This window comes from Pseudomonas sp. LBUM1662, assembly GCF_059695915.1.
Map to the genome: position 1 here is coordinate 5,953,538 of NZ_CP166793.1, position 18,918 is coordinate 5,972,455.

The 18,918-nt window shown below is 61.5% G+C and carries 16 protein-coding genes; 4 read left to right on the forward strand and 12 right to left on the reverse strand.

The annotated features are described in order from the left end of the window. Position 1 precedes the first annotated feature (1 nt). Genes ACA049_RS27110 through ACA049_RS27125 form a run of 4 tightly spaced genes read right to left on the reverse strand, consistent with a single transcriptional unit; the run spans position 2 to position 7,740 of the window. Complete coding sequence (locus tag ACA049_RS27110) at positions 2 to 4,567, reverse strand: alpha-2-macroglobulin family protein (protein WP_497336998.1); 4,566 nt, start codon at positions 4,565 to 4,567, stop codon at positions 2 to 4. Further along, positions 4,564 to 5,214 carry a DUF1175 domain-containing protein gene (locus ACA049_RS27115; protein WP_497331201.1) on the reverse strand — a complete coding sequence of 217 codons (651 nt, stop codon included), beginning with the start codon at positions 5,212 to 5,214 and terminating at the stop codon, positions 4,564 to 4,566. The genes ACA049_RS27110 and ACA049_RS27115 overlap by 4 nt, the downstream gene beginning before the upstream one ends. Then, complete coding sequence (locus ACA049_RS27120; RefSeq protein ID WP_497331203.1) at positions 5,199 to 6,911, reverse strand: DUF2138 domain-containing protein; 1,713 nt, start codon at positions 6,909 to 6,911, stop codon at positions 5,199 to 5,201. The genes ACA049_RS27115 and ACA049_RS27120 overlap by 16 nt, the downstream gene beginning before the upstream one ends. A gap of 37 nt (positions 6,912 to 6,948) precedes the next feature. Beyond that, positions 6,949 to 7,740, reverse strand: a complete 792-nt coding sequence (locus ACA049_RS27125) for a YfaP family protein (protein ID WP_497331205.1) — start codon at positions 7,738 to 7,740, stop codon at positions 6,949 to 6,951. A gap of 557 nt (positions 7,741 to 8,297) precedes the next feature. Here ACA049_RS27125 and ACA049_RS27130 point away from each other — a divergent pair. From ACA049_RS27130 to ACA049_RS27145, 4 genes are all read left to right on the forward strand, one after another. Next, positions 8,298 to 8,540, forward strand: a complete 243-nt coding sequence (locus tag ACA049_RS27130) for an exodeoxyribonuclease VII small subunit (protein ID WP_007894317.1) — start codon at positions 8,298 to 8,300, stop codon at positions 8,538 to 8,540. Continuing rightward, positions 8,537 to 9,424, forward strand: coding sequence for a (2E,6E)-farnesyl diphosphate synthase (gene ispA / locus ACA049_RS27135; protein WP_461955908.1), 888 nt, complete (start codon positions 8,537 to 8,539; stop codon positions 9,422 to 9,424). Before ACA049_RS27130 ends, ispA begins: the two co-directional genes overlap by 4 nt. Positions 9,425 to 9,515: 91 nt before the next feature. Beyond that, the gene (gene dxs, locus ACA049_RS27140) at positions 9,516 to 11,414 is read left to right on the forward strand and encodes a 1-deoxy-D-xylulose-5-phosphate synthase (protein WP_497331207.1); all 1,899 of its coding nucleotides are present in this window, start codon (positions 9,516 to 9,518) and stop codon (positions 11,412 to 11,414) included. A 135-nt stretch (positions 11,415 to 11,549) separates the two neighbouring features. After that, on the forward strand, positions 11,550 to 13,433 hold the full coding sequence (locus ACA049_RS27145; protein ID WP_497331209.1) for a TonB-dependent receptor domain-containing protein: 1,884 nt from the start codon (positions 11,550 to 11,552) through the stop codon (positions 13,431 to 13,433). 111 nt (positions 13,434 to 13,544) lie between these two features. Here ACA049_RS27145 and ACA049_RS27150 read toward each other — a convergent pair whose 3' ends face one another. From ACA049_RS27150 to ribH, 8 genes are all read right to left on the reverse strand, one after another. Then, a complete protein-coding gene (locus ACA049_RS27150; protein ID WP_497331211.1) occupies positions 13,545 to 14,345 on the reverse strand; it encodes a cobalamin-binding protein in 801 nt (266 codons plus the stop codon). After that, a complete protein-coding gene (locus ACA049_RS27155; RefSeq protein ID WP_497331213.1) occupies positions 14,345 to 14,764 on the reverse strand; it encodes an MFS transporter in 420 nt (139 codons plus the stop codon). The genes ACA049_RS27150 and ACA049_RS27155 overlap by 1 nt, the downstream gene beginning before the upstream one ends. Next, the gene (gene ribA, locus ACA049_RS27160; RefSeq protein ID WP_027924335.1) at positions 14,761 to 15,378 is read right to left on the reverse strand and encodes a GTP cyclohydrolase II; all 618 of its coding nucleotides are present in this window, start codon (positions 15,376 to 15,378) and stop codon (positions 14,761 to 14,763) included. Before ribA ends, ACA049_RS27155 begins: the two co-directional genes overlap by 4 nt. Positions 15,379 to 15,612: 234 nt before the next feature. After that, the gene (locus ACA049_RS27165; protein ID WP_497331215.1) at positions 15,613 to 16,350 is read right to left on the reverse strand and encodes a substrate-binding periplasmic protein; all 738 of its coding nucleotides are present in this window, start codon (positions 16,348 to 16,350) and stop codon (positions 15,613 to 15,615) included. Between the two features lie 22 nt (positions 16,351 to 16,372). After that, a complete protein-coding gene (locus tag ACA049_RS27170) occupies positions 16,373 to 16,876 on the reverse strand; it encodes a phosphatidylglycerophosphatase A family protein (protein WP_403102722.1) in 504 nt (167 codons plus the stop codon). Further along, the gene (thiL, locus tag ACA049_RS27175; RefSeq protein ID WP_497331217.1) at positions 16,873 to 17,838 is read right to left on the reverse strand and encodes a thiamine-phosphate kinase; all 966 of its coding nucleotides are present in this window, start codon (positions 17,836 to 17,838) and stop codon (positions 16,873 to 16,875) included. Before thiL ends, ACA049_RS27170 begins: the two co-directional genes overlap by 4 nt. Positions 17,839 to 17,856: 18 nt before the next feature. Continuing rightward, positions 17,857 to 18,357, reverse strand: coding sequence for a transcription antitermination factor NusB (nusB, locus tag ACA049_RS27180; RefSeq protein WP_034153728.1), 501 nt, complete (start codon positions 18,355 to 18,357; stop codon positions 17,857 to 17,859). After that, entirely contained in the window at positions 18,354 to 18,830 is a 477-nt protein-coding gene (ribH, locus tag ACA049_RS27185; protein ID WP_003185938.1) for a 6,7-dimethyl-8-ribityllumazine synthase, read from the reverse strand. The genes nusB and ribH overlap by 4 nt, the downstream gene beginning before the upstream one ends. Positions 18,831 to 18,918 lie beyond the last annotated feature (88 nt).

Consider the following 18,918-nt stretch of genomic DNA (forward strand, 5'->3'; position numbering starts at 1 on the left):
GTCAGTTGACCGTGACCTGACCGAGGGCCGGTTTCTGTTCCTGGGCCTGATGTTGTGGCGCGTAGACCTGAGTGAATCGCACCGGCGGCAGGTTGAACTGGCCTTTCTGCGAGAAGCGCACCAAGTGACGCAGGCGCAGTTCGCCGCTCAAGGCATCGACCGGAATCGCGTAAGCCATCTGGCCCGGTTCGAAACGCGCTTTCTCCAGCGCGGTCGGTTCCGTGCCGGCCTTGCCCATGAGCTTGATGCCCCAGGTTGTGCGCTCGACATCAGCACCCGGTGGCAGCGGCACTTCGATCATCCCGTAGCGCAGCGGCTTGGCGGCTTTGCTGGTGATGATCACTTCGTCCAGATACAGGGCGTCGCTGGACAACGGTTTGTTGCCCACCGCTTCAAGCTTGAATTGGAACGCTTCGTCACCGGGCACCAATCGAGACAGGCGACGGGTGATGGTCACCGCCATCGGCTCAACCGGCGGTTGCTTGGTCTGGAAGCTCAGCGCGGCGCGCAACGGACGTTCCTGCGTTCCGGTCAGCGCCAACATGGCGGGCACAGGCGAGGCACCCTGCCACGTCCAATACATCTCGCCGGTAGCACTGTGTTGTTTTTTCCAGCCTTCACCCGGTGCCAGTGCAATCGTCGGTGAGGCTTGCTCGATGCTGCGTTGCAACCAGGTCAGCGCCAACGCGCGTTCCAGTGTCGATTGCTGTGGCAGCAAACGCTGCAACAACGCTTGCGCGTGAGCCTGATCGAAGGTTTGTAGCGACAGGTTCAAGGCTTCGGCAAATGGCTGAGAACTGACGGCCAGACGCTGTTGCGCGTCGGGCAGTTGGCGGTTGAAAGCATCCGGTAGATTCACCTTCGATTGCTTCGCCAAAGAAGCGGTCAACGTGCGCGCCGCCGCCAACCCAAGCGCCGAATCCGGATCGCTCATGACAAGGCTGTCCTCGCCATCCTCCATCAGATTCGCGGCATTGCCCTCGCCCGCCTTGGCCAAGTCATCCATCAAGCCACTGAGCAACGTGCTCACCGGCAATTGCATCTGTTTAGCGAACGACAGAATCAGCGCCCGCTGCAACAACGGCGTGTTCTTGGCCTGCTTGGAATAGACCTCCAGCACCCGCTGCCAATGCTCCGGCGGCAGGCTCAGTTCCAGCGCTTTGCTGGCGTGCCAGTCGGCGTAATAGGCGTAGGCAGTGAGGAACGCATCCGGCTCACCGTCCATGCCCCACCAAGTGAAACTCGCGGAAGGCCCGGCCATTTGCACCAGACGCAGACGGCTGTTTTGCATGATCAGGCGCAAGCGATCACGGATCTGCGGGTTCGACGACAAGGTCGGATACGCAATGCTCAATGGCAGCAAACGGCTGGCCGTCTGTTCGACGCCGCCATACGGATAGCTCAGCAAATCATCGAGTGCCGAACGGAACAATGCTTGCGGACTGTCATCCAGACGCAGGCGAATGTCCGTCGCGTCCGTCGGCAAGGTCAGCGGCGTGTCACCGCTGGCCACATCCAGGCTTTGGTTTTGCGTGACCTGCCAGCCTTCGCCGGTCGCGGTCAGGCGCACGGCCAGGGCGTCGGCGGTTTTGCCGTCCTGCACCAGCTCGGCGGTCCATTCGCCGGAAGCCAGCGCGAACGCCGGCAGTGCGATGTAGTTGATGCCGTTGTTGAGTGTCACCGGCACGCGCTGCTCGGTGCCGCCGTAATGGATGACCAGCTCAGCCTTGACCGGTTTTTCGGCTTGGCTGAAGGCGAACACACCGAGATCCGGCTTGTCGCCATTGCGGAATCTGGTCGGGCCGCTCCATTTCAGATACAGCGGCTTTTCCGAGCGTAAGAATTGCTTCTTCTGCCCGACCTGACCGTCATCGGCGATCGCCCGCGCAGTGATGCGCCAGCGGGTCAACGAGTCCGGCATCTTGAAGGTGAAGCGGATTTTGCCGTTGGCGTCGGTGATCAACTCAGGTTCCCACGCGGCGGTGTCGACGTCTTCGCGACGCGGCCGCTCCAGTACTTTCACGCCGCGCTCGCTGCGGTTGGCTTTGCCCGGTGCACCCGGGCTGCCCGGCAGCGCAACGTCGTAGCTGATGAACGACAGACTGGCGCTGGTGCGCACGTTGTTGCGGCGCGGGTGGTAGAAGAACTGGTCGATGGTCGGCGCGACTTCCGGTTGCAGCGCGTAGACCATTTCATCGACCACGCTGACCGTCAGGTGTGCCGGAATCGGCTTGCCGGCGAATTGGGTGGTCAGGTCGACCGACACAGTATCGCCCGGCTGGTACGACTCTTTATCAGTGGCAATGGCGACGTCGATTTGCGGCGCGATCACCTTGATGCCCGCGTTCTGGAAGCTGTACTGACCGCCCTTGGTGTACAGCACCGAGAACGTCAGGTTCGGCGCGAAATTGTCCTTCACCGGAATGCGCGCGCGGTATTGGGTGTCGCTGAGTTTTTCCATTTTCAGCCAGTCGCCGCCCTTGGACAGCAACGCCGTGGCCTCGACCTTGTCGCGCTCAAGCGACAGCAACGCATCGCTCACGGGCTCAGGGAAAGTGATCAGCGCCAGGGCTTCATCGCCCGCCTTGTACTCGGGTTTGTCGAGGACAATTTCCACGGTGCCGGGCACGGCTTTGACGCCATCGCCGGTCACCGAATGGCCAGTCGCGCCGACGACGCGACCATGGTCATCCTTCAACGTCAGGTTGTAGGTACCCGGACGGTCGAAGGCCAACGTAAAACCTTTATCGGTTGCGGCGAGCTTGCCGTCGCCGGTGGTTTGATCCTCCAGACGCACCCAGCTGTAGCTGCCCGGCGTAACCGCTTTGCTCTCCTCGCTGCCGCCTTCGTTGGCGTAGCTGAACGCAACCTTGTCGCCTACTGCACTGAAGCGCTGCGGGGCGCTCAAGCGGAAACTCGCGGCGCCACGGTCGATGAGGATTTCCTTGGTAGTCTTGACCCGATACGCCGCGCCATCGCTAGCAAACACGGTGAGCATGTAACGGCTCGGTTTCTCGGCGGCCGGCAGGTCGAGGGTCGCGTTGCCCTTCGAATCGGTGGTCAGTTCGGTGCTGGTCAGCTCCACCGGGAATTGCCCGAGGTATTGCAGTTCGTTGTCGACCATCGACAATTGCTGGGCGCGCAGGCTCAGGCTCAATTTGGCGTTCGCCACCGGTTTGCCGTCCGGGTACAGCAGCACCAGATTGCCCTTCACCGGTTCGCCCGTGCGGTAATCCTGCTTGGCCAGGTTCAGCGAAATTTCGAAGTGCGGCTTGATGTATTCGGCGACGCGGAAAGCGCTGCTGTAAGCCTGATCCTTGTAGCTGAAACGCAGTTCATAACCGCCCGCCACCGCATTGTCCGGCAGCTGGAAACGACCTTGGGTGCCGGCCTTGGAGTCGAGTTTCAACGCCAGCGATTGCAGCGCGGTGCCGGTGGCATCAAGCACGGTGACGTTGACGTCGGCAGCGGTCGGCTGCACCGAATCCCGGGCGTTCTTGAACTCGCGGCCGACGATCTTCAGCGAGACCCAATCCCCCGGCCGATACAGCGGTCGGTCAGTGAACGCATAGAGCTTGGTGTCGTAGATTTCACTGTCGTAATAGAAGTTCTCGGAGACAAACACCCCGCCCTCTTCGTCCTCGCCGATCACGAACGAACGCTCGGGGCTGACGTGTTTCAGACGCAGCAAACCATCGGTATCGGTGGCGCCGCTGCTCATCACGCCGAGGCCATCGGTCCACAGCACATTCACCTTCGGCACCGAACTGCCTTCGTGTTTGCGCGCGGCCCACACCAGCAATTCATCACCGGTAATCTTGCTCACGGCCACGGTGTTGGAGACGAAGACCATGGTGGTCGCGCGGTACTTGCCGATCAGCGCTTCCACCAGGTACAGACCCGGTTTCAGGTTGCCCAACGGGATGTACACGTTGCCCGGTGCGACAGTAACGAATTCACTGGAAGAACCGGCCAGGTTCACGCCCTCAGGCGGTTGAATCGGCTTGGCTTGCCACAGCGGATAACGGAACTGACTGACCACCGGCAGGCCCGGAATCAGTGCGAATTGCGGTTGTGCGTCGTAAGGCGTTGGCGCAGCAATCGCGCTGCCCATCTTCAATTCCGGCACTTCCTCGGTGACTTGTTTACGCGACTCGAAGGAAAACGCCCGCTGCATCACGCGACGAGATTTTCGGTACCAGTTGTCCCACAGGTACGCGAGGGTGTTCGACAGGCCTTCGCCCTTGAACTGGCCGTCGCTGACCACGCGGTGCAGGTTCTTCTGGCGCTTGAGGAAATCCAGCGGTTTGTCGATGCGATACACGCGGATGTCGGCGCCGCCGTAAGGCTCCATGCGGAACCGGCGATAGTCCCGGCCCGGTGCTTCGAGGCGCACCATCGCCAGTTCGTCACTGGCGAAACTGCTGTCGGCCAGCAAGAAAAAGCTTTCACCGGCCACCGGCGTGTAGCCGCTTGGCTCGACGGTGTCTTCGGCGTTCACCGCCGAAACAGGCAGCACCAAAACCAACAGCAAAGGCAGTAAACGCAACATGCGGGCACCGATCATTGGGAGAGAAAGTTCAGTCGATAGACGCCGATGAAGTTGGGGTTGGCTGCGTCGGGTATCCATCGGGTGTCCTTCCATGTCATGAGTTGCTGCAGGCTCGCGGAACGCATGCCGTTGTCAGTGGGGGTGGTGGTGCCGGTGTGATAGGCGATGTAGCGGCCCATCCAGATCATCAGGTGCTGGTCGTCGCCCTGATCGAAAAACATCAGGTCGCCGGGCCGGGCTTGCGCCAGATCCCGGCCCACCAGATGGCTGTTGAACTGAATCAGTTTGATCGCGTTGACGTAGGGCCCGACCTTGCCGCCGCCCTGCTGCCATTGCTGGGCGAGACCGCGCTGGGCCTCGCTCAATGGCAGCTCCGGCGGCAGGTAGCGATTGGACAGGCCATTGCTGCGCAGCCATTTGTCGTCATGGACTTTCAGCGCTTCGTTGGCGGCGAAGCGCACCAGCCCGGCACAGTCCTGCTGATACCAGCGCGGGCTCGGGCCTTGGGTCAGCTGTTCCTGGGCGATGCGCACGAACCAGGCGCGAAACACCTGGGATTGCTGCGGATCCAGCGCTGCCGCTTCGCTGGCAAATGCGCGACTGCCCAGCAACATCGCCAGCAGGCCGAGGCCTCGGATGAGTGCGGTCACAGGGCTTTCCATTCCAGCGGCAGCCACTGCCAATGGCCGTCAGGCTCGCTGCCTTCGGGCAAGGTCAGGGCGTACTTGCCGTAACCGCCGAGCTTGCGCAATTTCGGGATCAGGTAGGTTTGCGCGGCGTTGTAGAACACCGGCTCCATGTCCTGCGGCAGGCTGTCGAGGGTTTCCTGTTGCATCAGCTGCGCCATGGAGTCCGGGCCGAAGTAGACCGGCATCAGCAGGTCTTTCGGCACCACGTCGGCCATCGGCGGGAAGCGTTTGTCGAGGGTGCCGAGGGCCTTGTCCACGAGCTTGTCGTCGAGGGAGAACAGCAAGGTTGAACCGTGACGCGCCAGGCTGACTTTCATGAACGCCTTGCCGGTGATTGCATCAGGATTCTCAGCATCCTTGGCCTTGTAAGGACCGAAGTTGGAGCTGACCTGACGCAGCCACTGATGACTTTGCCCTTCTTGTTTTTCCACGACCGGGAATGCGTGTTCTTCGACGTTGCCTTCGTAGGCGCCGACCATCGAGCCGAACAGAGTGCCCAGGTCGCCGTCGAGTTTGGCGCTGTCATCATCGTTCAGGCTGGCCACCAGCAACGGCGTGTACAGCCGCGAATCGGCGTACCAGCACAGCCCGGCAGCACCGGCCATGTGTTCGGTCAGGGACTGGGCCACGGTTTCGTCGGCGCCAAGCTTCACCAGCAGCGGTTTCTGTTGTTCGGCGGCGAGCGGCAGGGCCACACAGGCGCTCGCGCCCATCGGCATGGCTTGCCAGATCGGTTTGAAATCGAAGTCCGGCTGGTTGTCCAGTTCGTCCATGGCGAGGAAGCTGTGCCAGCCCTTGTCATCCATGTCGAAGCGCAGGCCGGCGAAGTTCGGGATGAAACGCTGGTACCCCATGGCCAGAACGCTGGCGTTGACCGACAGGCGTTGTTTCACCTCAGGCGCACGCGGTGGCAGGCCGAAGGCTTCGGGGAACAGTTTGTCGCCGTTGAGCAACGCGGCGATGGACTGGGTCGAGACGCTGCCCGGCTCTTCCGAGGCTCCGACTTCCGGGTCGTAGAGTTTGGTCGGGTTGGACAGCACCACCAGCTTGTCGCCATGGGAAGCGAACAACAGCGCCTTGCTGGCGTTGTAAGTCAGTTGATAAAGCGCAACGTCGTCGGCACCGACTTTCACGGCACCGACCTGGGTCAGTTGCGAATCATCCAGCGCAACCTTGGCCAGCGGCTCCAGCACCTTGGCCAGACCGCCGCGATCCATCACCAACAGGAAATCTTTGAGCCGACCGTCCGCCCCGCGCCACAGCGCCACATCCGCCGGTTGATCGAAGAGCTGCTCGATCAGGCTGTCCTGCAACTTCAGGTCATGCTCGTAAATGATCCGCCGCAGGCTGCCGATCAAGCCGAGGCGATCGGCATGCGCCTCGTAATAGAAGACGAAATCTTCGGTCAGGGTTTCCTTGAGGAACGGCACGGCCAGCAAGTCCTTGGGCAACTGGCTCAGAGAATGGGTTTCGAGCAGACCGTCCGGGCGGCTCATGCCCAGTTTGTCACTGGCCAACTCTGCCGGTGGCGCCTTGGGTTTGTGCATGAACCAGCCCAGGCCGGCCGCGACGCCGGCCACCAGGCACAACCCGATCAGCACAGCCGGCCAGCGCCGGGAAGGTTTGGCTGCAGGCGTTTCGGCGGCCGGAGAAACAGTGTTATCGCTCATGTTCACAAAACCCGATGTCATCCGTGGAGCGGGATGCTTAATAGTTGAAAGTCTTGACCAGCAGCAGGTCACCGATGGCCCGCAGGGGCACGATGAAGGTCTCGCGTTTTTCGTCGACGGTGTTTTCGTTGAGCACCAGGTTGATCTGCGAGGTGATGACCTCGTTCTGGTTGCTGGTCTCATCGAAGTTATAGCCGCCGCTGCCGAAGTTGCCCCAATAGTTCACGTAAACCAGATAGGTGCCGTGCATCGGCGCGGTCATGGTGAACATTTCCGGTCCGGGGCCATCGACGCCGTCCGGGTCCAGACCGCCGCCGTTGCTCATCGCCGGGCGAGCCCAGAACGCATGCTGGCCGTCGGGGGTCACGATGTGCAGATCGAGTTCGGCTTTCGGATCGTCCCAGCCCAGCACCACACGGATCCGTGCCGGGGTGCGCAGGTTGTTGGCTTCATAGAATTGAACGCGTTTGAGGGATTTGCCTTCGGCACTGCGCACTTCGACGCTGTTGGAGCCCGCTCCGAACGCATACGGCCGAGCGAAACGCCCTTGGTCGTCGGTGTACAGATTGAGGGGATTGCCGTTGACCGCCAGCGTGTGCGGCCCGCGCTGCGTGCCGATGGCCTTGAGCTGGCCTTCGATCATCGTGCGATTGCGCTGCACGCCCCGGTCGATGGGCGGTGTGGGGTAGGCGACTTGAGGGTATTCGCTGCGATCGAGCAGGCCGTTGTAGCGCCAGCCGCCGACCGGTTCCGACAGCTCAGCCGTCGGCTCGGCCCAGGCCGCGGTCGCGCAGACCCACCCCATCAACACTAGAAGAAATGAACGCATGTGACGCCTCCTGCCATGCATAACGAAACCTTGCGCCTGATCCTCGGCGCGTTACAGATCCAAAAACTGCGTTTCGTCAGAAAGACCCGTGACTATTGGGTCGTAGAAGGCGCGAAGGTTAGCCATTTGGCGGTTTTTTAACAATCGGATACATCTATATTTGCGGCAGGAATCACGGTGTTTTTTGGACGTGAGCCGAATAGAGAGGTTATTCGGCTCACGAAATGAGCCGAATCCAAAGCGAAGCAGCCTGCCTGAGCTCAAGCGCACTCGTCCTGTGTAGGAGCTGTCGAGTGAAACGAGGCTGCGATCTTTTGATCTTGCCGTTGCTTTGCCCGACCTGCGCAATACGTGCATTCGCCTAAGGGAGACGGGCAACAGATCCAGATCAAGATCAAAAGATCGCAGCCTCGTTTCACTCGACAGCTCCTACAGAGGGTGGGTGCAGGCGCGCTTTTCACCCCTCGACAGGTCGCAGCAGACAATGCCCTCATTTGCCCATAACCCCCATGTCTGCTAGTGTCGCGCCGGTTTAACGTCAACCGGAAATAGCCGCCATGGCCCGCAAAAAAGCTGCACTGGATTTCGAACAATCTCTCGCTGACCTGCAAACGCTGGTGGAGCGTCTGGAGAACGGCGAATTGTCGCTGGAAGACTCGCTGACAGCTTTCGAGCAGGGCATCGGTCTGACCCGCGATTGCCAGGCGGCGCTGGCCCAGGCCGAGCAAAAGGTTCAAGTGCTGCTCGAGCGTGATGGCGAGCTGGCCGAGGAACCCTTCGACGCGGATCAGCCAGAATGATTGCAGCGTATTCGGCGACCAGCCAGGCTCGCGTCAACGCAGCGCTGGAAACCCTGTTCAACGCGCCGAGCCCTGAACTCGCGCGCTTGTACGAAGCCATGCGCTACAGCGTGATGAATGGCGGCAAACGGGTCCGCCCGCTGCTGGCCTACGCCGCGTGCGAAGCGCTGGGCGGCAAGGCTGAGCAAGCCAACGGCGCGGCTTGCGCGGTGGAGCTGATTCACGCTTATTCCCTGGTGCATGACGACTTGCCGGCCATGGACGACGACGATCTGCGTCGCGGCCAGCCGACCACGCACAAGAAATTCGATGAAGCCTGCGCGATTCTGGCCGGTGACGGTTTGCAGAGCCTGGCGTTCAGCGCCCTGCTCGACCCGCGCCTGAGCAACTCTGACGCCGAGATCCGCCTGCAAATGGTCAGCGCTTTGGCATTGGCAGCAGGCCCGGCGGGCATGGTCGGCGGCCAAGCCATCGACCTCGGCTCGGTCGGTCTGAAACTCGATCAAAAAGCCCTCGAAACCATGCACCGGCACAAAACCGGCGCGCTGATCGAGGTCAGCGTCAAACTCGGCGCCCTCGCCAGCGGCCGCGCGGAGAAGGATGAACTGAAGTCCTTGCAGACTTATGCACAGGCCATTGGCCTCGCTTTCCAGGTGCAGGACGACATCCTCGACGTCGAGAGCGATACCGAAACCCTCGGCAAACGCCAGGGCGCCGACATCGCCCGCGACAAGCCGACCTACCCGGCCCTGCTCGGCCTCGACGCGGCCAAGGCCTACGCCCTGGAACTGCGCGATCAGGCCCTGCACGCGCTGCGACCGTTTGACGCGGCTGCCGAGCCGTTGCGCGATCTGGCCCGCTACATCGTCGAACGGCGCAGCTGACAGCGTATCCGCCAAAAAAGAGCAACGCGTGGGCAGGGGGCGATGCATCAGGTAAACTGCCGCATCTTTTATACCTATAACGATTCGCCTGATGCCCACGACGTTTCATGAGATTCCCCGCAAGCGCCCGACCACGCCCCTGCTCGACCGTGCCAACACGCCGGACGGCCTGCGCCGGTTAGGCGAAGCCGAGCTGGAAACCCTGGCCGATGAGTTGCGCCTGGAATTGCTCTATACGGTCGGACAGACCGGCGGGCATTTCGGTGCCGGCCTGGGCGTCATCGAGCTGACCATCGCGTTGCATTACGTCTTCGACACCCCGGACGACCGGCTGGTGTGGGACGTGGGTCATCAGGCCTATCCGCACAAAATCCTCACCGGCCGTCGCGAGCGCATGGGCACCCTGCGCCAGAAGGACGGCGTCGCCGCCTTCCCGCGTCGCTCCGAGAGCGAGTACGACACCTTTGGCGTCGGCCACTCCAGCACGTCGATCAGCGCAGCGCTGGGCATGGCCATTGCCGCCCGCCTGCAGAACAGTGATCGCAAGGCCATTGCCGTGATCGGCGACGGCGCACTGACCGCCGGCATGGCGTTCGAAGCGCTGAACCATGCGCCGGAAGTGAACGCCAACATGCTGGTGATCCTCAACGACAACGACATGTCGATCTCGCGCAACGTCGGCGGGCTGTCGAACTATCTCGCGAAAATCCTTTCCAGCCGCACTTACGCGAGCATGCGTGAAGGCAGCAAAAAGGTCCTGTCGCGCCTGCCCGGCGCCTGGGAAATCGCCCGTCGCACCGAAGAATACGCAAAAGGCATGCTGGTTCCCGGCACGCTGTTTGAAGAGCTGGGCTGGAACTACATCGGCCCGATCGATGGCCACGACCTGCCGACCCTGATCGCCACCCTGCGCAACATGCGCGATCTCAAAGGCCCGCAGTTCCTGCACGTCGTCACCAAGAAAGGCAAAGGCTTCGCCCCGGCAGAAGTCGACCCGATCGGTTACCACGCCATCACCAAGCTTGAACCGGTCGATGCGCCGGCCGCCGCGCCAAAGAAAGCTGGCGGGCCAAAGTATTCCGGTGTGTTCGGCGAATGGCTGTGCGACATGGCCGCGTCTGATCCGCGCCTGGTGGGCATCACCCCGGCGATGAAGGAAGGCTCCGACCTGGTGGCGTTCAGCGAACGTTTCCCGCTGCGCTACTTCGACGTGGCGATTGCCGAGCAACACGCCGTGACCCTGGCGGCCGGCATGGCCTGCGAAGGCGCGAAACCGGTGGTGGCGATCTACTCGACGTTCCTGCAACGTGGTTACGACCAACTGATTCATGACGTCGCGGTGCAAAACCTCGATGTGCTGTTCGCCATCGACCGAGCAGGTCTGGTGGGCGAAGACGGCCCCACGCACGCGGGCAGTTTCGACCTGTCGTTCCTGCGTTGCATCCCCGGCATGCTGGTGATGACCCCGAGCGACGAAAACGAACTGCGCAAAATGCTCACCACCGGCCACTTGTTCAACGGCCCGGCGGCGGTGCGTTACCCGCGCGGCTCCGGTCCGAACGCGACCATCGAAAAAGACCTGCAACCGATCGAAATCGGCAAAGGCGTGGTTCGTCGCCAGGGCAGCAAAGTCGCCCTGCTGGTGTTCGGCGTGCAACTGGTCGAGGCGCTGAAAGTCGCCGAGAAGCTGGATGCGACCGTGGTCGACATGCGCTTCGTCAAACCGCTGGACGAAGATCTGGTTCGCGAAGTCGCTGGCAGCCACGAGTTGCTGGTGACCATCGAAGAGAACGCGATCATGGGCGGTGCCGGTGGCGCTGTCAGCGAGTTCCTGGCGCGTGAAAACATCCTCAAGTCGATGCTGCACCTGGGCTTGCCGGACAGCTACGTCGAGCATGCGAAGCCTGCGCAGATGCTGGCCGAGTGTGGGCTGGATGAAGCGGGGATCGAGGCTTCGGTGCGTGAGCGCCTGCAGTTACTGGCCAAGTAACCCCGACCTGTAGGAGCGAGGCTTGCCCGCGAAGAGGCCCTAACATTCAACATTCATGTTGTCTGTTAAATAGCCTTCGCGGGCAAGCCTCGCTCCTACAAGGACCGCGTTTTTTTTCGATCTTACGAATACATCATGAATTTCTCCCGCCTCGCCCTTACGCTGACCCTGCTGCCAGCCGGCCAACTCCTGGCTGACACCTTCGAACGCGATCAAGCCCTGAAACTCCCCGAAGTGCTGATCAGCGCCAACCGTCAGGTCGAAGCGCGTAACGACAGCAGCGCCGCCAACACCGTCTTCACCCGCGACGACATCGACCGCCTGCAACCGAGTAGCGTCACGGACTTGCTGAGTCGGGTGCCAGGTGTACAAGTCGGGCAGACCGGCGGGCGCGGCAGTCTGCCGGGGATTTACATTCGTGGGACCAAGTCGGCACAGAGCCTGGTGTTGGTGGACGGTCAACGCATCGGCAACTCGACCTCCGGCGACAGCAACCTGCAACACATCAATATCGAACAGGTCGAGCGCGTGGAAGTGCTGCGCGGCTCCCGTTCGGTGATTTATGGCAGCGATGCGATTGGCGGTGTTATCCAGATTTTCACCCGACGTGGCGGCGAACAAGGCCTGCAACCACGTCTGCACGTTGGCTTTGGCAGCAACCAGACGTGGGAACGTAGCCTGGGGCTATCCGGCGGTGACGAGAAAACCCGCTTCAACCTCGGCGCCAGCCTCGATGAAACCGCCGGGATCAATCGCACCCACGAGTCATATCCCAGCGACGGTGATCACGATGAGTACCGCAATAAATCGGTAAGTCTGAGCTTGAGCCACGCCCTCACCGATGACCTCGAAATCGGAGCCAATGTTCTCGATAACCGCGGCAAAAGCGAGTTCGACAACCCGTTCGGGCGCTTCGACACGACCACCTTCGAATCGCTCCAGCAGCAGCCTTACAGCGACTTTGCCGTGAGCAGCGTCAGCAGTTATGTCGATGCCCGGGTCAACGACCTCTGGAAAACCCGCGTCGAATTCGGCCACAGCGAAAACCGCGAGAAGACCCTGGACAAGCTCAGCGATGAGCACAGCGTGTTCAACACCTACCGTGATTCGGTGAACTGGCAGAACGACCTGACGCTCAACGAGCGCAACAGCCTGATTCTCGGCGGCGACTGGTACGAAGACCGGATCAACAGCAGCACCCCGTTCGACGAGGACAGCCGCTGGAACCGCGCGGCGTTTATCCAGCATCGCTATCAGGCGGACAGCTTTTCCACGGAGCTGGGTTTGCGCCGGGACCAGAATCAGCAGTTCGGTGGCCAGAACAGCTGGAGCGGCACCTTCACCCTGCCGCTGAACACGGACAACGACGTGCTGCTGACTTACAGCGAAGGCTTTCGCGCACCGACCTTCAATGACTTGTACTACCCGGATTTCAGCAATCCGGACCTGAAGCCTGAGACCTCGAAAAGTTACGAGCTGCAATGGCGCAGCCAGTTGACCGAGACCAGTCGCCTCGAAGCTTCGCTATACCGCACGGACCTTGAAGACGCGATTATCTTCGGCAGCAACTCACGCCCGCAGAACGTCGCCTCGGCACGCATCAACGGGTTCGAAGCGGCTCTTAAACAGGAACTGTTCGGCTGGCAGAGCAACCTCGGCGTGGCGATCATTGACCCGAGGGATCGCGACAGCGGCCACACCCTGGCGCGACGTGCGCGGCGGACGTTGAGCCTGGATCTGGATCGACAGTTCGACCGCCTCGGCCTCGGCGCCAGCTGGCAGGCGGTGAGCAGCAGCTATGACGACGAGAACAATCTGCAGCCGCTGGGCGGGTATGCGTTGCTCGGGTTGCGCAGCAGCTGGGAATTGAATCGTGAGATCACGCTTGAGCTGAAGGTCGATAACCTGCTGGACAAGGGGTACAGCCGGGCGTTGTACAGCCATGAGGGCAGTCAGTATGGGTATCGCGAGGAAGGTCGGGCGTGGATGTTCGGGGTGACCTGGACGCCGGAAATCTGATCTGAAATGTGTGGTGTTCGGGCGGGCCTCTTCGCGGGCAAGCCTCGCTCCTACAAGGATCACACCGGACCTGTAGGAGCGAGGCTTGCCCGCGAAGGCCACACCTCGGTCTCACCTGTCAGGCGCAATCACCTGGCACAACTTGGCCGTCGCCTCGATCATCTGCCCACTCGGCCGCTCCAGCCCCTTATCCGCCACCAACAACAACCGCCCCAGCGCCACCGCCGCCACCTGCGGCCAGGCTTTCCACGCCTCCAGCTGCGCCTGATCACTGGCCAGAATCACCTCGGGATTTCGCTGCAATACCGCCTCCACACTGACCTGAGGCGCCGGCAATGTCAGATCCGCAAATACATTCCGAGCCCCGCACACTTCCAGCGCATCACTGATGATCTGCCCGCCGCCAACGGTGTACAGCGGCCGATCCCAGACCTGATAAAACACCCGCAACGGCTCATCCCGGCGATAACGCTGGCGCAGCGCATCCAGTCGCTGACGTAACTGCGCAGCCAATGAAACGCCACGCTCAGGCCGACCGAGTTGCGTGGCAATCGCTTCGATCTGCGCGGTCAGTTGTTTGAGGTTGTGAGGTTCGGCGACATACGTGGGGATGTTCAATCGCTTGAGCTGCTCCCGCTGGCCCGGGCCAACGCTGCCGGGCCAGAGCAGCAGCAAATCGGGTTTCAGACTGAGCAGTTGCTCCATGTCCAACTGGCCGTAGCGGCCAACCGATGGAAGGCTTTTGAGTTCGGCAGGACGCTCACCGGCATCCAGCACGCCGACCAGAAGGTCCGCAGAACCCAGTTCAACCACGATTTCAGACAGAGACGGCGCGAGGCTGACAACGCGCTCGACAGCAGAGGCCATGCCGCTGCCGGCCAGCAGCATCACCGCCAGCCAGAAGCGAAACATCAGGCGAGTTGACGCGGGATACGGTAGAGGTAGAACAGCACCGTGGTCGACAGCGCCAGCAGCACCAATGGCACCGCTTCAAGGCCGACGAACACCGCCAGCGCGCCGATCCAGGCCGGCAGGCCGGCGGCCAGGAACGCCGTGCGGCGCTTGGCGGCCAGGGTGATCCAGGCGGCGGGTTCTTCAGGGGTGTCGAGGGCTTTCTGGGTGGCGATCAACGCGTGCTTGTAGCCGCCGAAAAACTTCAGACTGACAAACATCGAGGCGACACCGGCGATGAACAACGGCATCGCCAACACCGGCAAGATCGCCTCGCCCTGACCGAACACACCATTGATCACGAACAGCGGCAGCAGGGCCAAGGCCAGGTATTGCCACCAGTTGAAGGACAATCGCCGCCGTACTTGACCGCGCGTCACGCCCGGTCTGCCTCGCCCTGATGCTCGTTGCCCATCATGTGGTCGAGTTTGCTGGCTTTCGTGGCAAGGTAGAGTTTGTTGTGCGGGTTGTGACCGGTGTGCAGCGGCACACGCTCGGCGACCACGATGCCCATGTCGGTCAAGGCTTTGACCTTGCGCGGGTTGTTGGTCATCAGGCGCAGGGATTTCACGCCCAGGTGTTCCAGCATCGGCAGGCACATGGCGTAGTCACGCTGGTCGGCGGCAAAACCAAGACGTTCGTTGGCTTCAACGGTGTCGGCACCACCGTCCTGCAACTCATAGGCGCGGATTTTGTTCAGCAGGCCAATGCCCCGGCCTTCCTGACGCAGGTACAACAACACGCCACGGCCTTCACGGGCGATGGCTTGCAAAGCGGCCTCAAGTTGCGAGCCGCAGTCGCATCGCTGGCTGAACAAGGCATCGCCCGTCAGGCATTCGGAGTGCAACCGGCCGAGTACCGGGGCACCGTCGGCGAACTCACCCAGGCTCAGCACCACGTGCTCGCGCCCGTTTTCTTCATCGAGAAAGCCGTGCATGGTGAATTGCGCAAAAGGCGTTGGCAGCTTGGAAGCGGCGACAAAAACGACAGGCACCGGTGTGCTCCTGATCAATAAGTACTGGAGATTCGCAGAGGCGGCATTGTAACAGCAGGTTCCTGCAGACGCTTAGGCTGAATTATGGGGCATAACGATCAAAAAGTTAGATCTCTGCGCCGGCATCAACCCCTGTGGGAGCGGGCTTGCTCGCGAATGCGGACTGTCAGTCGACTGAAATGTTGACTGAACCACCGCTTTCGCGAGCAAGCCCGCTCCCACAGGGATGTGTGTTCAGTTCGGGTTGAACGGATACGGCTGTTTCCAGCGCTCGAAGATCGGTTTCAGCTTGCCGCTTTTCACCAGCAACTCCATGCGCTCATCGAACAGCGCCATCAATGCGCGGGCCTTGGGCGTATCGGCGAAGCACAGGTACAGCGGCAATTCCGCGATGTGTGTTCGGCGAAACTGCGACGGATCCTTGGCCCACTTCAGGATGTAGTCGATTTCAGTCAGCGCATCGATGTAGTAGTCGGCACGGTTACGGGTCAGCATCGACAGAATGCCGGTGCGTCGCACGACCTCGTTATAGCGCTGCACGCCGGGCAGGTATTTCTGGTACTCGTAACCGCGGACCCAGGCCAGTCGATAGTTGCCCAGCGTCTCCGGGGTCGGCGCCGGATTACTGGCCAGGCCCAGGGCGTAGATGTGATCGGTATCGTAATTCCAGCGTGGATAAAGCACATCGCTGGCCTCGTCTCGATAAGAACCAACACAGGCATCCACCTCACCACGTTGAGCCAGGCCCACGGCGCGGGTGTAGGGTTCGGTACGAAAGTCCAGTTTGATCCCGGCCGGCTCGAAGACTGCTCGCAACACGTCCCACCCCAGGCCATGCCCGTCAGCGGCGGTATAGTCTTCCCATTCCTCGCTGGCCAGATGAATCACGGAGGGCGTCGTCGCGGCATCGCCCGCTTGGACGAACGAGCAAAACGCGGCGAACACCATCGCAGTCAACCAGCGCCAAGCCATCCTTAGTCCCCTGTCTCGCCCGTCAGGCGAAAATCCATACCAGCCCTTGCATCGCCAACCACGCAAACACACCTGCCAATACGTCATCGAGCATGATCCCGACGCCACCGTGCACATGCCGGTCGATCCAGTGAATCGGCCAGGGCTTGAGAATGTCGAAGAAGCGGAACACCAGGAACCCCGCCAGCAACCAGTACCAACCTTCCGGCACCAGCCACAGGGTGATCCACATCCCGACCATTTCGTCCCAGACGATGCCTTCGTGGTCGTGTACCCGCAGATCGTCGGCGACCTTGCCGCACAGCCAGAACCCGAACAGCATGGTGACGCCGAGCATCAGCCAGTAACCCCAGTCGGGAAGCATCTGCCACAACGGGATAAAGGGTAGCGCAACTAACGAACCCCAGGTGCCCGGTGCCTTTGGCAAGGTGCCCGAACCGAAGCCGAACGCCAGGAAATGCCAGGGATTGCGCCAGACCGAAGGCGGTACGAACTCCGCCGGGACCTGTTTGGGATGATCTGTCACGGTGTCTCCCGAAAATGTTGATAGCCCCGGGTTTGCGGGGTGATGTCTTGCCCAGTGCCATCCAGCAGCACAACGCCCTGCCCGGCCACCACACGTCCGACCACATGGATCGGCCAGCCGACGGCCAGCAACGCGGGCAACTCGACGGACGGTAGGGTGAAGGCCAGTACATAGTCGTCGCCACCACTCAGGGCCGCGTCTTCAGCACCCGACTGACCGAGGAAGGCGACTAAAGCGTTCGACAGCGGTAAGCGGTCGCGTTCAACCTGAATGCCGACATTCGACGCCAGGGCGATATGCCCGCAGTCCGCGAGCAGGCCGTCGGAGATGTCCAGTGCCGAGGTGGCTTTGCCACGCAGCGCCTGACCCAACGCCAGTTGCGGCTGCGGCGACCAGTAATGGGCCAGCAATGGATCGGCGATGGCGGCGTCAGCCGTACGCTGCCCCAATACCAACGGCAAGGCACCCGCCGCATTGCCCAACTCACCGCCCACGCAGAGCAAATCGCCAGGCTGCGCACCGCGGCGGGTCAACGCCTTGCCGGCCGGCACACGACCGAACACGGTCATGGTCAGGCTCAGCGGCCCCCGCGTGGTATCACCGCCCACCAGCGCCACCCCACAGCTCTGCGCCATGGCGTTCAAACCACGGGCGTAAGCGTCCAGCCAATCGGCGGTTACCGTCGGCAAGGTCAGGGCAAGGGTAAAGGCAACGGGGGTGGCGCCCATGGCAGCCAGATCACTGACAGCGACAGCCAGCGAACGCTGACCGAGCAGAAACGGGTCGCAAGGATCTGCGAAATGCACACCGGCAACGAGTGTGTCGGTGGAAATGGCCAACTGCTCCCCGGGGGAAACAGCCAGCAAGGCGCAGTCATCGCCGATCCCGAGGGCAACGCCTTCGCCGCCTTGCGCACAAGGCGCGGCGGCGAAGAAATTGCGGATCAGCTCAAACTCACCCATAGCGATTGCAAGCGCCGATTAGCGCTTGAACGCCTTCACTTCAGCTTCACGCAGACGCGGGGCCAGCTTGTCGAGTACACCGTTGACGAATTTGTGGCCATCGGTGGAACCGTAGACTTTCGCCAGTTCGATCCCTTCGTTGATCACAACGCGGTACGGCACGTCGACGCGCTTGAGCAGTTCCCAGGTGGACAGGCGCAGTACGCACAGTTCAACCGGATCCAGCTCTTCGATGGTCAGGTCCAGGCACGGCGCCAACGCAGTGTCGATCTCGGTCAGACTGGCCGGGACACCGTGCAGGATGTCGTGGAAGTAGCTGGCATCGGCGAAGGTGAAATCGTTGTCGACGCGAAACTGCGCTTCGATTTCGTTCAGCGAAGTACTGGCCATGTGGCGCTGATACAACGCTTGAGTCGCCAACTGACGGGCAGCGCGGCGCTTTTCACTTTTCGAAGGCTTGCCGGCGTCCGTTGGACGCGGTTCGCGCGGGTTGAAACGATCGCTTTCGTCGCTAATCACTTGGCCTCCAACTGCGCCAGCAGGCTGACCATTTCCAGAGCGGACAGGGCAGCTTCGGCACCTTTGTTACCGGCCTTGGTGCCGGAACGTTCGATGGCTTGCTCGATGGAATCAACGGTCAGGACGCCGAAAGCGACTGGAACGCCGAACTCCATGGACACCTGGGCCAGGCCCTTGGTGCATTCGCCCGCCACGTATTCGAAGTGCGGAGTACCGCCACGAATGACCGCGCCCAGGGCGATGATTGCCGCGTACTCGCCCTTCTGAGCGACTTTCTGCGCAACCAGCGGGATTTCGAAGGCGCCAGGCGCGCGGATGATGGTGATGTCGCTTTCGCTTACGCCGTGGCGAACCAGGGCATCAACTGCACCGCTGACCAGGCTTTCAACGACGAAGCTGTTAAAACGGCCCACTACCAAAGCGTAGCGGCCTTTAGGGGCGATGAAGGTACCTTCGATGGTCTTCAGGGTCATTCGTTAGATCTCTTAAAGAGCCGGGACGCGTTTTCTACGCGTCCCTCGGTGATGTGTTAGCCGCGAATCAAGGACTGGAAACAACCGG